15 protein-coding genes are annotated in these 15,068 nt (G+C 53.0%); 7 read left to right on the top strand and 8 right to left on the bottom strand.

Translation table 11 applies throughout. The features are described 5' to 3' along the window. Window positions 1-277: 277 nt before the first annotated feature. The 3 genes from xylA (at window position 278) to yiaB (ending at window position 3,659) form a co-directional block, all read left to right on the top strand. A complete protein-coding gene (gene xylA / locus OGY72_RS21665; protein WP_003024252.1) occupies window positions 278-1,600 on the top strand; it encodes a xylose isomerase in 1,323 nt (440 codons plus the stop codon). A 71-nt stretch (window positions 1,601-1,671) separates the two neighbouring features. Further along, window positions 1,672-3,126 carry a xylulokinase gene (gene xylB / locus OGY72_RS21660; protein WP_126317246.1) on the top strand — a complete coding sequence of 485 codons (1,455 nt, stop codon included), beginning with the start codon at window positions 1,672-1,674 and terminating at the stop codon, window positions 3,124-3,126. A 167-nt stretch (window positions 3,127-3,293) separates the two neighbouring features. Next, window positions 3,294-3,659, top strand: a complete 366-nt coding sequence (gene yiaB / locus OGY72_RS21655; RefSeq protein ID WP_126317247.1) for an inner membrane protein YiaB — start codon at window positions 3,294-3,296, stop codon at window positions 3,657-3,659. Here the strand turns inward: yiaB and OGY72_RS21650 are convergent. Continuing rightward, entirely contained in the window at window positions 3,656-4,651 is a 996-nt protein-coding gene (locus OGY72_RS21650; RefSeq protein ID WP_149335507.1) for an acyltransferase, read from the bottom strand. The two genes, yiaB and OGY72_RS21650, sit on opposite strands and share 4 nt — an antisense overlap. A gap of 172 nt (window positions 4,652-4,823) precedes the next feature. Here OGY72_RS21650 and OGY72_RS21645 point away from each other — a divergent pair, with 172 nt between their 5' ends. From OGY72_RS21645 to glyS, 3 genes are all read left to right on the top strand, one after another. Continuing rightward, window positions 4,824-5,132, top strand: a complete 309-nt coding sequence (locus OGY72_RS21645; RefSeq protein ID WP_020996059.1) for a YsaB family lipoprotein — start codon at window positions 4,824-4,826, stop codon at window positions 5,130-5,132. 95 nt (window positions 5,133-5,227) lie between these two features. Continuing rightward, window positions 5,228-6,139, top strand: a complete 912-nt coding sequence (glyQ, locus tag OGY72_RS21640; RefSeq protein ID WP_001168551.1) for a glycine--tRNA ligase subunit alpha — start codon at window positions 5,228-5,230, stop codon at window positions 6,137-6,139. A 9-nt stretch (window positions 6,140-6,148) separates the two neighbouring features. Then, complete coding sequence (glyS, locus tag OGY72_RS21635; RefSeq protein ID WP_286549387.1) at window positions 6,149-8,218, top strand: glycine--tRNA ligase subunit beta; 2,070 nt, start codon at window positions 6,149-6,151, stop codon at window positions 8,216-8,218. Window positions 8,219-8,284: 66 nt separating this feature from the next. Here glyS and cueP read toward each other — a convergent pair whose 3' ends face one another. From cueP to OGY72_RS21620, 3 genes are all read right to left on the bottom strand, one after another. Next, entirely contained in the window at window positions 8,285-8,824 is a 540-nt protein-coding gene (cueP, locus tag OGY72_RS21630; protein ID WP_286549384.1) for a copper-binding periplasmic metallochaperone CueP, read from the bottom strand. A gap of 188 nt (window positions 8,825-9,012) precedes the next feature. Beyond that, window positions 9,013-9,225: a transcription antiterminator/RNA stability regulator CspE gene (gene cspE, locus OGY72_RS21625; protein ID WP_000014594.1), complete on the bottom strand. Its 213-nt coding sequence runs from the start codon at window positions 9,223-9,225 to the stop codon at window positions 9,013-9,015. Between the two features lie 279 nt (window positions 9,226-9,504). Continuing rightward, entirely contained in the window at window positions 9,505-9,795 is a 291-nt protein-coding gene (locus OGY72_RS21620) for an HTH-type transcriptional regulator (RefSeq protein WP_003827383.1), read from the bottom strand. 380 nt (window positions 9,796-10,175) lie between these two features. On the opposite strand from OGY72_RS21620, the gene OGY72_RS21615 reads away from it, so the two are divergent. Beyond that, complete coding sequence (locus tag OGY72_RS21615; protein WP_003827386.1) at window positions 10,176-10,886, top strand: DUF3053 domain-containing protein; 711 nt, start codon at window positions 10,176-10,178, stop codon at window positions 10,884-10,886. 58 nt (window positions 10,887-10,944) lie between these two features. Here the strand turns inward: OGY72_RS21615 and ghrB are convergent, their stop codons facing one another. The 4 genes from ghrB to OGY72_RS21595 form a co-directional block, all read right to left on the bottom strand. Continuing rightward, entirely contained in the window at window positions 10,945-11,919 is a 975-nt protein-coding gene (gene ghrB, locus OGY72_RS21610; protein WP_286549379.1) for a glyoxylate/hydroxypyruvate reductase GhrB, read from the bottom strand. A gap of 22 nt (window positions 11,920-11,941) precedes the next feature. Continuing rightward, window positions 11,942-13,222 (bottom strand): MFS transporter, encoded by a 1,281-nt coding sequence (locus OGY72_RS21605; RefSeq protein ID WP_286549377.1) that lies wholly within the window; start codon window positions 13,220-13,222, stop codon window positions 11,942-11,944. Between the two features lie 64 nt (window positions 13,223-13,286). Then, on the bottom strand, window positions 13,287-14,225 hold the full coding sequence (locus OGY72_RS21600) for a sugar kinase (protein ID WP_286549376.1): 939 nt from the start codon (window positions 14,223-14,225) through the stop codon (window positions 13,287-13,289). Between the two features lie 3 nt (window positions 14,226-14,228). Further along, a complete protein-coding gene (locus tag OGY72_RS21595) occupies window positions 14,229-14,978 on the bottom strand; it encodes a sugar phosphate isomerase/epimerase family protein (protein WP_191219648.1) in 750 nt (249 codons plus the stop codon). Window positions 14,979-15,068: the final 90 nt, after the last annotated feature.

Here is a 15,068-nt window from a genome sequence, read left to right as displayed (position 1 = left end):
TTCTTATTTGCCTGGTGCTACGCAAAATTCACATACTGCCAGTGGGATGACAATTGCCATTTTTTATCTGCGCATTACGGTTTTTTGTTTATTGGCTAACCTTCGATCGCGATCGCTTTTTTATTTCGTTTTTCAGCGCGTTTTTTTGGGAGCCAGCGCACGTTTGGGTATTCTCTTAATAGCGGTGTGAAATAACGTAATTGAGCAATAAATCAGGAAATTCCAGTATAGCTACATCGCAGTTTACTTACCGTATTACCTGATTATGGAGCTTATTATGCCGGCTTATTTTGACCAACTCGATCGTGTTCGTTTTGAAGGCACTCAATCCACCAACCCGCTCGCATTTCGCCATTACAACCCTGACGAAATCGTATTGGGCAAGCGCATGGAAGATCATCTGCGTTTTGCTGCCTGCTACTGGCATACCTTCTGCTGGAACGGGGCGGATATGTTCGGTATGGGCGCTTTCGATCGTCCGTGGCAGCAGCCTGGTGAAGCTCTGGCGCTGGCGAAACGCAAAGCGGATGTGGCATTTGAGTTTTTCCACAAGCTGAACGTGCCTTACTACTGCTTCCATGACGTGGATGTTTCGCCGGAAGGTGCGTCTTTGAAAGAGTACAAAAACAACTTTGCGCAGATGGTTGATGTGCTGGCGGCAAAACAGGAACAGAGCGGCGTGAAGCTGCTGTGGGGTACAGCAAACTGCTTCACCAACCCACGCTACGGCGCGGGTGCGGCCACGAACCCGGATCCAGAAGTGTTCAGCTGGGCTGCCACGCAGGTGGTTACGGCCATGGATGCCACGCACAAGTTAGGCGGTGAAAACTACGTTCTGTGGGGCGGTCGTGAAGGTTATGAAACGCTGCTGAATACCGATCTGCGTCAGGAACGTGAGCAGATTGGTCGTTTCATGCAATTAGTCGTGGAACACAAACACAAAACCGGTTTCCAGGGCACTTTGCTTATCGAGCCGAAACCGCAGGAACCGACCAAGCACCAGTACGACTACGATGCGGCGACCGTGTACGGATTCCTCAAGCAGTTCGGTCTGGAAAAAGAGATCAAACTGAATATTGAAGCCAACCACGCTACGCTTGCAGGCCATTCGTTCCATCACGAAATCGCCACCGCTATCGCGCTGGGTCTGTTTGGCTCTGTCGATGCCAACCGCGGCGATGCACAGCTGGGCTGGGATACCGACCAGTTCCCGAACAGCGTAGAAGAGAATGCCTTGGTGATGTACGAAATCCTGAAAGCGGGTGGCTTCACTACCGGCGGCCTGAATTTTGATGCCAAAGTACGTCGTCAGAGCACCGATAAATACGATCTGTTCTATGGTCATATTGGCGCGATGGATACCATGGCACTGTCGCTGAAAATTGCGGCCCGTATGATTGAAGACGGTGGCCTGGATCAGCGTGTGGCTAAACGTTATGCCGGTTGGAATGGTGAGCTGGGCCAGCAAATTCTGAAAGGCCAGATGACGCTGACAGAAATTGCGCAGTACGCTGAACAACACAACCTGGCGCCAGTGCACCAGAGCGGTCATCAGGAATTGCTGGAAAATCTGGTAAACCATTATTTGTTCGACAAATAACGGGTCTCTGAGAACGTCCGTAAGCCCGGTCAGCTAGCGCTACCGGGCCTTTCTTTAAGGAACGATGCCTTATGTATATCGGGATAGATCTTGGCACATCAGGCGTAAAGGCCATTCTGCTCAATGAGCAGGGCGATGTGGTGGCTTCACAAACGGAGAAACTCACCGTCTCGCGCCCGCATCCGTTATGGTCAGAACAAGACCCTGAGCAGTGGTGGCTGGCAACGGATCGCGCGGTAAAAGCACTGGGTCAGCAGCATTCACTCCGCAAGGTGAAAGCGTTGGGGATTGCCGGGCAGATGCACGGTGCGACGCTACTGGATGAACAACAGAAGGTATTGCGTCCGGCTATCTTATGGAACGACGGTCGCTGTGCTGAAGAGTGCGTGATGCTGGAGAATCAGGTTCCGCAGTCTCGAGCGATCACTGGCAACCTGATGATGCCTGGCTTTACCGCGCCAAAACTGCTGTGGGTGCAACGCCACGAGCCGGAGATTTTCAACCAGATTGATAAAGTCCTGCTGCCGAAAGATTACCTGCGTTTGCGCATGACCGGTGATTTTGCCAGCGATATGTCTGATGCGGCAGGGACAATGTGGCTGGATGTCGCGAAGCGTGACTGGAGCGATGTCATGCTGGCTGCCTGTAAACTGACTCGCGCACATATGCCTGCGCTCTATGAAGGCAGCGAGATTACCGGAACCTTATTGCCAGACGTCGCCAAAGCCTGGGGAATGGAGGAGGTTGCGGTGGTTGCCGGAGGCGGTGATAACGCGGCGGGCGCGGTTGGCGTAGGCATGATGAATGCCGGTCAGGCGATGCTTTCGCTGGGGACATCCGGCGTCTATTTTGCGGTGAGTGATGGTTTCCTAAGCAAACCGGAAAGTGCGGTTCACAGTTTTTGCCATGCTTTGCCTGAGCGATGGCATCTGATGTCTGTAATGTTAAGTGCGGCATCGTGTCTGGACTGGGCGGCAAAATTAACCGGACTGGCGAGCGTTCCTGCGTTGATTGACGCTGCGCAACAGGCGGATGAACACGCGGAGCCGGTCTGGTTTTTACCTTATTTGTCCGGCGAGCGTACGCCGCATAACAATCCGCAGGCCAAGGGCGTATTTTTCGGTCTGACGCATCAGCATGGTCCGGCAGAACTGGCACAGGCGGTGCTGGAAGGTGTGGGTTTTGCGCTGGCTGACGGTATGGACGTGGTACATGCCTGTGGCATTCAGCCCGCCAGCATTACGCTGATCGGCGGCGGGGCACGTAGCGAATACTGGCGTCAGATGCTATCTGACATCAGCGGATTGCAGCTGGATTACCGTACCGGCGGTGACGTTGGCCCTGCACTCGGCGCGGCGCGCCTGGCGCAAGTTGCCATGAATCCCCAAACGTCGTTATCAGAGTTACTGCCTCAGCTTACGCTGGAGCAGGCGCATTATCCTGACGCGGAGCGTCATGCTCGTTATCAACAGCGTCGAGAAACCTTCCGTCGTATCTATCAGCAATTACAACCGCTGATGTCCTGACCACTTTCCCCTCTGGCTAGCAGAGGGGAATTTGCCGCATGCATATATCCACAAAAATAATAAATTACACGTATGGATGTATTCTGAAAGTCCTGTGTAGTCGCTTTTTTCTGTGTTGTCTTTAGCGGGTTATTCATATTGTATCCATGATGGATAAGGAGATCCCAATGAAGACAACCAGGCTGTTGCCATGGATATTATTCCTCTCAGGCATACTGACTTACAGTATCGGTTTATGGCGCGCATGCCCGTTACTGAGCGGCAAGGGGTATTTTTTGGGGGCATTGATGACGGGGATGTTCGTTACGTATGCCTATCAACGTGCAGTAAATCTCAATCAAATTGATGAACGCTTCGCTTCCGTGTGTCAGATGGTGGTGCTCATCACGATAGGGTTGTTGCTGGTGGGGGTGTGGAATGCCCCGTTGGCGCCCTTTGAAATAGGGTTATACCCGGCAGCATTCTTCGTCTGTTTAATGGGGCAATTTTTACTGCAGCGTTCGCGTAATCAGGCGCTGCCTGGAGACACCTAACTCACCAGCCTGCGCGTATCGATACGTTGCAACAATACGGACAGCAGCAGGCTTCCCGCCAGCGTGGCGCTGAAAATCCACAGCATATCCAGCGGTGGCCAGTTTTTGAGTTCAATTCCGTTGGTACGTAGTGCGTGAATGATCAGCGCATGAAAACCATATATGCCCAATGAATGGCGAGAAATAAGGCCCAGTAGCGGCAGAGTACGTGTGCTGAGCGTATTTTTGACCAGCGTCAGGAGCGAGGCGGCGCAAATAAATACCGCTGGGCCGCAGTAGAGGTACCAGGTGTCGGCAAAATTGCCTCGCCAGCGCAGTTCATGCAATGTGCCACGAGAAATAATAAATACTGCGGTAATAAATACCGCCGCACAGAGCCAGCTGAGCGCACGCTTTTGCGTATCCATCATGCCAATCGCCCGGCCCAGCATGCCGTACAGGATGTAATAGAAAGTATCGCCACTGATGTACAGGTTGACTGGGAGCCACTCAAAGCCGCCGATTTTTTGCGAGACGGTATTGGGATTGGCAATCACCCCAATCACAACCATGAGCGCCAGTAGCATCTTGCCGCTGATATTTTTCACCTGTATCAGCGGAGAAACCAGGTAGATGACGGCGATCGCGAAGAAAAACCACAGATGATAGAACACCGGCTTTTGCAGCAGGTTCTTCAGCGACAGCTCAGCGTTGATCGAGGTAAACAGCAGGATATAGGCCAGTGCCACGCTGCTGTAAAACAGAATGCAAAGCGCGATGCGCAGGAAATGGCGCGGTTTGGCGCTACGCTCACCAAAGAACAGATAGCCCGAAATCATAAAGAACAGCGGAACGCTGACGCGAGAGGCTGAATTGAGCACGTTAGCCAGATCCCAATTCAACGGGCTGACGCTTTGCGCATTGGTGATGTACCAGGTTGTGGTGTGGATCATCACGACCATTAAACAGGCTATCCCGCGCAGGTTATCAATCCAGAAAATTTTGGGCTGCATCAGTTCCTCTGTGTCCATTAAAAAAAGTCTGACCGATATTTTGCGAACGTAGCTCACTGGAATAATCCGAGTTCTTACGCTAAAGCTTGAGATGGTCTGATGAGATTCTCAAAATAGGATCTGTTTCCAGACACTAATAATAAGACTGACCAGCAAACCAGGCGGTAATAAAATGATGATGAAGTATTTCTTTCCCGCGATCGCTGCCCTTTTGCTGGTAGCGTGCGCTGACACACAATCGTCTGCACCTGCGCAGAAAGCGCAAAAGGTTAAGGTCAGTGCCACGCGTTCGCTGGATATGGAGTCATTGTGCAAAAATGAGGCGGCGCAACGCTACAACACTGGCGCGCAGAAAATTGATATCTCCGGCCTGGAACAATTCCAGGGCAGCTATGAGATGCGTGGTTCTACCTTCCGTAAAGAGAGTTTTGTCTGTTCTTTTGATGCAGACGGGCAGTTTTTGCACCTTTCCATGCGCTAAGTTCCCCCTTTTTCCCGTTTCGTACTGTATATCTTGCAGCCAGCGGGTATACTGATCGCTTCCTTTAAATCCACACGTATCCAGCACGAAATAATATGCAAAAGTTTGATACCAGGACCTTCCAGGGCTTGATCCTGACCTTACAGGATTACTGGGCTCGCCAGGGCTGCACCATTGTTCAACCATTGGACATGGAAGTCGGCGCGGGAACATCTCACCCAATGACCTGCCTGCGTGCGCTGGGGCCGGAGCCGATGGCGACTGCTTATGTGCAGCCTTCTCGTCGTCCGACCGATGGCCGCTATGGCGAAAACCCGAACCGCTTACAGCACTACTATCAGTTCCAGGTAGTGATTAAGCCTTCTCCGGACAACATTCAGGAGCTGTACCTGGGCTCTCTGAAAGAGCTGGGTATGGACCCGACCATTCACGATATCCGTTTCGTGGAAGATAACTGGGAAAACCCGACGCTGGGTGCCTGGGGTCTGGGTTGGGAAGTGTGGCTGAACGGCATGGAAGTGACGCAGTTCACCTACTTCCAGCAGGTTGGTGGTCTGGAATGTAAACCAGTAACCGGGGAAATTACCTACGGTCTGGAACGTCTGGCCATGTACATTCAGGGCGTAGACAGCGTTTACGACTTGGTCTGGAGCGACGGCCCGCTGGGTAAAACCACGTACGGCGACGTGTTCCATCAGAACGAAGTGGAGCAATCCACCTACAACTTCGAATACGCCGACGTGGACTTCCTGTTCACCTGCTTCGAGCAGTACGAAAAAGAAGCGCAGCAGTTGCTGGCGCTGGAAAATCCGCTGCCGCTGCCTGCGTATGAACGTATTCTGAAAGCCGCCCATAGCTTCAACCTGCTGGATGCGCGTAAAGCCATCTCCGTCACCGAGCGTCAGCGCTATATCCTGCGCATTCGCACCCTGACTAAAGCAGTGGCAGAAGCTTACTACGCTTCCCGTGAAGCCCTTGGCTTCCCGATGTGCAACAAAGACAAATAAGAGGCGGCCATGTCTGAGAAAACTTTTCTGGTGGAAATCGGCACTGAAGAGCTGCCACCAAAAGCACTGCGCAGCCTGGCTGAGTCCTTTGCTGCAAACTTTACCGCGGAGCTGGATAACGCTGGCATCGCGCACGGCAACGTTCAGTGGTTCGCCGCGCCGCGTCGTCTGGCGCTGAAAGTCGCGAATCTGGCGGAATCTCAACCCGATCGCGAAGTTGAAAAACGCGGTCCGGCCATTGCCCAGGCGTTTGACGCTGAAGGCAAACCGAGTAAAGCGGCAGAAGGTTGGGCACGTGGCTGCGGCATCACGGTTGATCAGGCTGAGCGTCTGACTACCGACAAAGGCGAATGGCTGCTGTACCGTGCGCATGTAAAAGGCGAAAGCGCAGAAACGCTGCTGCCAAACATGATCGCCACGTCACTGGCGAAGCTGCCTATCCCGAAACTGATGCGCTGGGGCGCGTCTGATGTCCACTTCGTGCGTCCGGTTCACACCGTGACCCTGCTGCTGGGCGACAAAGTGATTCCGGCAACGATTCTGGGCATTCAGTCCGATCGCGTGATCCGCGGGCACCGCTTTATGGGCGAGCCGGAATTCACCATCGATTCTGCCGATCAGTACCCGGAAATCCTGCGTGAGCGCGGCAAAGTAATTGCGGATTACGCTGAGCGTAAAGCGAAAATCAAAGCCGATGCTGAAGAAGCGGCGCGTAAGATTGGCGGTAACGCTGATCTGAGCGAAAGCCTGCTGGAAGAAGTCACCTCGCTGGTGGAATGGCCGGTAGTGCTGACCGCGAAGTTCGAAGAGAAATTCCTCGCAGTTCCGTCTGAAGCGCTGGTACACACCATGAAAGGTGACCAGAAGTACTTCCCGGTTTACGCGAACGACGGCAAACTGCTGCCGAACTTTATCTTCGTTGCCAACATCGAATCGAAAGATCCGATCCAGATTATCTCCGGTAACGAGAAAGTCGTTCGTCCGCGCCTGGCGGATGCCGAGTTCTTCTTCAATACCGACCGTAAAAAACGTCTGGAAGACCATCTGCCGCGTCTGCAAACCGTGCTGTTCCAACAGCAACTGGGTACGCTGCGCGACAAGACTGACCGTATCCAGGCTCTGGCGGGCTGGATTGCTGGTCAGATTGGCGCTGATGTTAACCACGCAACGCGTGCTGGCCTGCTGTCCAAGTGTGACCTGATGACCAACATGGTCTTCGAGTTCACCGACACCCAGGGTGTGATGGGCATGCACTACGCGCGTCACGATGGCGAAGCGGAAGATGTAGCCGTGGCGCTGAACGAACAGTATCAGCCGCGTTTTGCCGGTGATGATCTGCCGTCGAACCCGGTAGCTTGTGCCGTGGCGATTGCTGACAAGATGGACACCCTGGCGGGTATCTTCGGTATTGGTCAGCATCCGAAAGGCGACAAAGACCCGTTTGCGCTGCGTCGTGCTGCGCTGGGTGTGCTGCGTATTATCGTTGAGAAGAACCTGAATCTGGATCTGCAAACGCTGACCGAAGAAGCGGTTCGTCTGTATGGTGACAAGCTGACCAACGCCAACGTGGTGGATGACGTTATCGACTTTATGCTCGGTCGCTTCCGCGCCTGGTATCAGGACGAAGGTTACACCGTCGACACCATTCAGGCCGTACTGGCACGTCGTCCGACTCGTCCGGCTGATTTTGACGCACGTATGAAGGCGGTTTCGCACTTCCGTACGCTGGAAGCCGCGTCCGCGCTGGCTGCCGCGAACAAGCGTGTATCGAACATCCTGGCGAAGTCTGAAGAGACGCTGAATGACCGCGTGAATGCGGCGACGCTGAAAGAGCCGGAAGAAATTGCGCTGGCAATGCAGGTTGTCTTGCTGCGCGATAAGCTGGAGCCTGTCTTCGCTGCCGGTCATTACCAGGAAGCGCTGGTTGAGCTATCGGCGCTACGTGAACCGGTCGATGCGTTCTTCGAGAAAGTGATGGTTAACGTGGAAGATAAAGATCTGCGTATTAACCGCCTGTCTATGCTCGAAAAACTGCGTGAGCTGTTCCTGCGCGTGGCGGATATTTCTCTGCTGCAGTAATGGCCCTGCGCTGACTTAGAAAATGCCGGATGGCGGCTTCGCCTTATCCGGCATTTTTTTATGTTATTAGCGCAACTGCAATTTTGTCAGACAGGTCTGGCTGTCTTCCATCGTCTTAACAGGATACTTCGCCGTTTTACCGTTGTAGCTCACTGCGATGGTGCCTTCCATATTGCGCGGTAGCCATACCCCGACAAAGCCATTACGGCCGCTCTTCATCGCTTTTTGTACCACCACATCACCCTTGTTATCCGTCACTTTGACATTGAATGTCTTCTCCGGCATTTCGCCCTGGCAGCCAGAAAGGCTGTGGTTGAAGCAAGGATGTGTTTGCCATTCATACGGGGCAAACGACAGATAGAACTTGTCACCGAGCGGCAGGGTATAAATCTGATCGCCCGAAGAGAGCTTCAACGCGGTGCTGGTGATGGACGCTGAGTACGGCAGCGGGCGACTCTGCGGTGATTGATCGATCGTTTCTACGATTTGTTCGACGGATTTCCCGCTAAGTCCGTGTTCGGCCAGAAAAGTAGCTTCCGGCGTTGCCGCGAAAGCAGTACCAGTGGTGAGCAAACCTAAAATCAGCAGCAGTGAGGATTTCGACATAGCTTCAATTCCTTGTGAAAATTGTGGAATATAGACTGGCTCACTATAAAGCTTGCCCTTAGGGAAAGGTCAAAGGGGCGACGGGTAAAGTAATGCAAAGAAGCGTTTAGGTGGGATGTGCTGCGAAGTACAGATAAAAAAAATCCCCGCCGTTTGGCAGGGATTCAGAATTTTTGAGCTTTTTAAGCTTACAGGCTGGTTACGTTGCCAGCTGCCGGGCCTTTAGCGCCGCTTTCGATGGTGAAGGAAACTTTCTGACCTTCGTCCAGAGATTTGTAGCCATCGTTCTGGATAGCAGAGAAGTGTACGAACACGTCTTTAGAGCCATCGTCAGGAGTGATGAAGCCGAAACCTTTGTCAGCGTTGAACCATTTTACGATACCAGTCATTTTACCGGACATAGTGTATTACCTTTTAAAAAATAAGTGTGCCTTTCGGCGATATGGCGTGCTTTACAGATTTTTTAACAGTAAAGGAAATGCTCACTACGAAGGGTATCAACGATAACTCTTGAAGGGACTTGCCTTACTAACTGCTGTAATGGTCTGTACGTCAAACCGTTGAGGGCATTAACTCATTTTACGCATGTGGATGCAACTACTATTTTCTTTTTTGTGGATAACCTTCGTAAGAGAACGGCCCTGTAACAGGACCGTTCTTAAGCAAAATTGAAAAATAGTTCAATCCATCAGTTGCTTACTTAACCTAGGGTCTGCCTGAATCAAGCGCATTAACTTCAATTCGGTAGTGGAAGGCTTTACGCGTTTAGACTCCCATTCATGAACCATCGCGACCGTCACGCCCATCACTCGGGCAAAATCATCTGTTTTTAAACCTGTCCCTCGTCGTAGCTGTTCAAATTCGGTGAAAGGGTTGGTTTTTTGCGGCAGAGTGACCGTCTGCGATACATCTTTAAAAACAATCTGCTCCAGACTGCTTAGCAGTTCAAACATAGGATCTTTGTATTCCATTGAGAACTCCTACAAATCACACAGCGGGATCGTGAATTTCTTCGAAGCTCATTAAGAGTAGTCGGAAAAAATGAAGCCGGATTTAAGGTTTGTGTGATGGATTCGTTTCAGCGGATCGCAGGTGATAATCTTTTGCTGGCTAACGAACTGATAAAGGTCGGGATCTCCGAACGATCGATTCCGATTGTAAAGATGACTAAAATATGACGCCGAGTGGTAAATGCAGCATTGTTTAGCAAAACGAACGGTGGTGGGAACGGTTATTTTCCCCCACAAGATTACGCGGAAAGGGTATCTTGCGGGGCTGACCTGGACTATCCTTGTCAACGTCAGGCACGCGGGTGTCGTTGTGCGCATTTTTGGGTGAAAGGAGTATTAAAATGGCGACAGGTAAGTCCTGCTCTCGCTGGTTTGCGCCTGTTTTGGCGCTCTTAATGGTAGTTGGCCTGAGTGGGTGTTTTGATAAAGAAGGCGATCAACGCAAAGCGTTTATCGATTTTCTGCAGAATACTGCAATGCGTAGCGGAGAGCGTTTACCAACGCTGACCGCCGATCAGAAAAAACAGTTTGGCCCGTTTGTGTCCGATTACGCGATTCTGTATGGCTATTCGCAGCAGGTTAATCAGGCGATGGACTCCGGTCTGCGCCCGGTGGTTGATAGCGTAAATGCGATTCGTGTTCCTCAGGATTATGTGACTCAGCGTGAACCGCTGCGTCAGGCAAATGGTGCGCTAGGTGTATTAGGGCAACAGTTGCAGAATGCGAAACTACAGGCAGATGCTGCACATGGCGCGCTGAAGCAGGGCGAAGATCTGAAGCCGGTCTTTGATCAGGTGTACAACAAAGTTGTTACTGCACCAGCAGAGGCCTTACAGCCGCTGATCCCTGCCGCGCAAATTTTCACGCAGCAGTTGGTGCAGGTTGGTGATTTTGTGGCGCAGCAGGATACGCAGGTGAGCTTTGTCGCCAACGGTATCCAGTTCCCAACGTCACAGCAGGCAAGTCAGTACAATACGCTGATTGGCCCGTTGGCTGCTCAGCATCAGGCATTTAATCAGGCCTGGACTGCTGCGGTGAATGCCGCTCAGTAATTAAGATACGGTAATACATGAAAGGCCGGGTGAGCGTAAGCGCTACCCGGCCTTTTGTTTATGATGCGACCTGCGGGTTTACGCAGTTCTTCTCAACGCGTCCTTGCAGCGCATCGATTAAGTTATCCACCGCACAGGCCGCCATGTTGTAGCGCGTTTCGTGCGTGGCTGAACCAATGTGCGGTACGGCCACCACGTTGGGCAGTGACAGCAGCGGTGAGTCTACCGGTAATGGCTCTTGCTCAAATACATCCAGGCCAGCGGCATGAATTTCGCCTTTTTGCAGGGCGGCAATCAACGCTTTTTCATCGACCACCGGGCCACGTCCGGCGTTAATGAAAATGGCGGAAGACTTCATTTTGGCAAACTGCTCGGTGCTGAACAGATGATGCGTTTCGTCGGTTAACGGCAGGATCAGGCAGACAAAATCAGACTCCTGCAACAGCGTATCGAGGTCGCAGTAACGTGCATTAAAGCGTTCTTCTGCTTCCTGATGATGACGGCGCGCATTATAGAGAATCGGCATGCTAAAGCCGAAATGCGCACGTTGTGCCAGCGCCAGCCCAATGCGGCCCATACCGACAATCCCCAGCGTTTTGTGGTGTACATCGGTACCAAACCAGTCCGGTCCGATACTTTTGGTCCATTCACCGACCTTCACCCGTTCAGCAACTTCCACCACACGGCGAGCGGTGCTTAACACCAGCGCCATTACCGTATCGGCGACGGTTTCCGTCAGCACGGTTGGCGTGTGCATCAGCAGCACCTTACGTGCGTTGAGGGCATCGACGTCGAAGTTGTCATAGCCTACGGAAATCGTGGAGGTCGCACGCAGCCTGGGCATTTTCTCCAGCAGAGCGGTATTGACGGCTTCACTGGAGCCCAGTAGACCTTCTGCATTGGCAAAAGCGTCGGCGTGCTGTGTGACCGTTTCCGGGCGCAGGTTAGGCACCTGAGTCACAGTAAAATGCTCTTCCAGGCGATGCAGTAAATCGTCAGGTAACGCTTTATAGAGAATAATGGACGGCTTCATGCGAATCTCCGTAAGTTAAAATTTAAGCGTGGCGTGCGCCAACCGGAATTTGGGAATTATTAGCAGGCTTAACAATCAAAGTTAGCCACACTGAGACAAAAAGCGCTACCCCCATAAAAATGTACGAGGCGGACGGGCTGCCGGTTGCGCCATTGAGGTAGCCGACAAACCATGAACCAAAGAATGAGCCTAGCGCGCCCATGCTGTTGATCAACGCCATTGCCCCACCGGCGACGTTGCGTGGCAGCATTTCCGGGATGATGGCGAAGAAGGGACCATAGGGGGCGTACATTGCCGCGCCTGCAATAACCAACAGCGTGTAAGAAATCCAGAAGTGGTCTGCGCCTACGGCCCAGGAGCCGATAAACGCGAACGCCGCGATCAGTAACAGTGGCCAGACAAACAGCTTACGGTTTTGCAGCTTATCGGACGCCCAGGAGACGAGGATCATCGCCGCCGTTGCCGCCAGATACGGTACGGATGACAGCCAACCAACTTCCACCATCCCCAGGTTTGCGCCGCCGTTGCGGATAATCGACGGTAGCCACAGGACAAAACCATAGACGCCAATACTCCAGGCGAAATACTGCATACACAGCAGGATGACGTTTCGTGAGCGGAAAGCCTCGCTATAGTTACGTACGGCTTTGATGCCTTGCTGCTCTTTTTCCAGTTCTGCCTGAAGGGCGGCTTTTTCAGATTCTGACAGCCAACCGACCTGAGACGGTTTGTCTTTTACCAGCACCCACCAGCAGAACGCCCAGATGATGGCCGGGAAGCCCTCGATGATGAACATTTCTCGCCAGCCCAGCGCCTGAATCAGGTAACCGGAAACCACGGACATCCACAGGACGGTGACCGGATTACCGAGGATCAGGAAAGTGTTTGCGCGCGAGCGTTCAGATTTCGTAAACCAGTTGCTGATGTAAATCAGCATTGCCGGCATCACGGCGGCTTCAACGACGCCAAGAATAAAGCGGATGGCGGCAAGCATTGGAATATTGCTGACCATGCCGGTTAACGACGCGCATGCGCCCCAGAGGATCAGACAGACAAAAATCAGTTTTCGTACGCTGCGGCGTTCAGCGTAAATTGCGCCCGGGATCTGAAAGAAGAAATAGCCGAGGAAAAACAGTGCGCCCAGCAGGGAAGAGATCCCCTTGGTAATGCCGAGGTCCTCGTTGATACCGGCGGCGGAGGCGAAGCTGAAGTTCGCGCGGTCAAGGTACGCCAGGCTATACGTGATAAACACGATTGGCATGATGTACCACCAGCGTTTTGCTGCATTAGTTGAGCTATTCATAGACTGCCCTCTGGTTATGCTGATACGCCGCCTCTGTATGTAGGGTACAGAGTTGGCCGGGAGTTTATTCCCCTAATTGTTCACGTGTGGGTAATCCTTCGCTGTCGCCCTGAACCTGAATGGCCAGTGCGCCAATTTTATTGCCGCGGGTCACCGCCTGATGCAACGAGCGGCCTTCCAGCAGGGCGCTAATAACGCCCACGGCAAAGCCATCGCCTGCGCCGACTGTATCGACCACGTTGTTGACTTTTACCGGTGCCACGCAGCCTTGTTCGCCGCTGGCGGTTTTGTACCAGGCGCCATCAGCCCCGGTTTTCACGATCACGGCCTTCACGCCATGGCGCAGATAAAAGTCGGCGATGGCTTCAGGCGTTTGCTGACCGGTTAAAATCATGCCCTCTTTTAACCCTGGTAAAACCCAGTCTGCCTGAAATGCCAGGCGGTTCAGTTTTTCCACCATCTCGGCTTCGCTTTTCCACAATACCGGGCGCAAGTTCGGGTCGAACGAGATGGTCTTCCCCTGGGCCTTCATGGTGCGGGCGGTATGCGCCAGTAGTTCATAAGAGCTGGCAGAAAGCGCTGCCGCTACGCCACTCAGGTGCAGGTGGCGCGCGCTGGCGAAATAGTCCTCGTGATAATCTTCAATGCTGAGGTGGCTGGCAGCGGAACCTTTACGGAAATATTCCACAATGGGATCGGTTCCATTTTCAACCTTAGATTTAAGCTGAAAGCCGGTAGCGTAACGCCCGTCCTGGGTGACTCCCTGCGCATCAATCCCTTCTTTTTCCAGCGACTTAACGATAAAACGGCCAAAGCTGTCGTTGCCAACGCGGCTCACCCAACCGACCTTCAGGCCCAGACGAGCAAGACCGGTCGCTACGTTAAGCTCAGCGCCTGCAACGCGCTTGATAAACTGCTCCACATCCGCCAGTTCGCCGGTTTGCGTGGCGACAAACATCGCCATCGCTTCACCAATAGTGGCCACATCCAGTGAATTTTTCATGCGTTACTCCTCGCGTAACAGCTCGACGTAGTGGCGGGTAACCGCCGCCAAATCCTGCCCTTCCAGGGGGAACTCAATGCCGCGCGGGACATCGTTGGGCAGCGTTTTTAGCAGCGCCAGCCAGCGCGGATCGGCTGTATCAGGTGGTACGGCGCGGTAGCTGTCGCGATGTGCAACTGCGGCTTTGACATGGATATACCCAACGGTTGACGCCAGGTTCTGCGCCGCCTGTTCCGGGGAGTCGCCCACCCACAGCCAGTTGCCCATATCGAAGGTTAAAGATATCGGCAGGTTTTGCGCCTGACAGGCTTCGTTAAAGCGCTGCATCGGCTGCAGGCGTCCGCAGTCGGTCTGATCGTTCTCGACAACCAGCTCCATTCCGCTGTTGTCCAGCCATTGGCGTAGAACGTTGAACTGTTCGGTATGGGAAAAATGGCCGAGGGAGACTTTTAACCACAGTGCCTGCAAGGCCTGCGCTTCCTCAAGTAGTTCTGGAAGACGGGGGTTGAGGTTACCGTCCTCAAGGAACAACGGTTCAGGCGCAGAGTAACAGGCCAGCAGGCCGAAGATTTCGATCGCAGAGGCCATCGTTGACAGCGTTTTCAGCTCGGCCTCGGTTAATAGCTCGCGGCGGATTTCGACGCCGTCAGCACCGGCTTCAGCGATAATGGGCAGCATTGCCGTTTGCCCGCCTGCGGCCCGTACCTGGTCGTGACCGTAAGCGGCTGTGACCACCATAATTTTTCTTTTCATGGAAACTCCAGACTAGCGTTCTTGTTATAACGCCAGATGGAACCGGTTCCAAAGAAAAGCCCATGATGTCGAATTTATGATCACCATCAC

Origin of the sequence: Citrobacter sp. Cpo221 (assembly GCF_030332345.1) — a bacterium.
Lineage (GTDB): Bacteria > Pseudomonadota > Gammaproteobacteria > Enterobacterales > Enterobacteriaceae > Citrobacter > Citrobacter portucalensis.
Note: the sequence above shows the minus strand (reverse complement) of the source record. Positions and strands in the feature narration are given on the sequence as shown.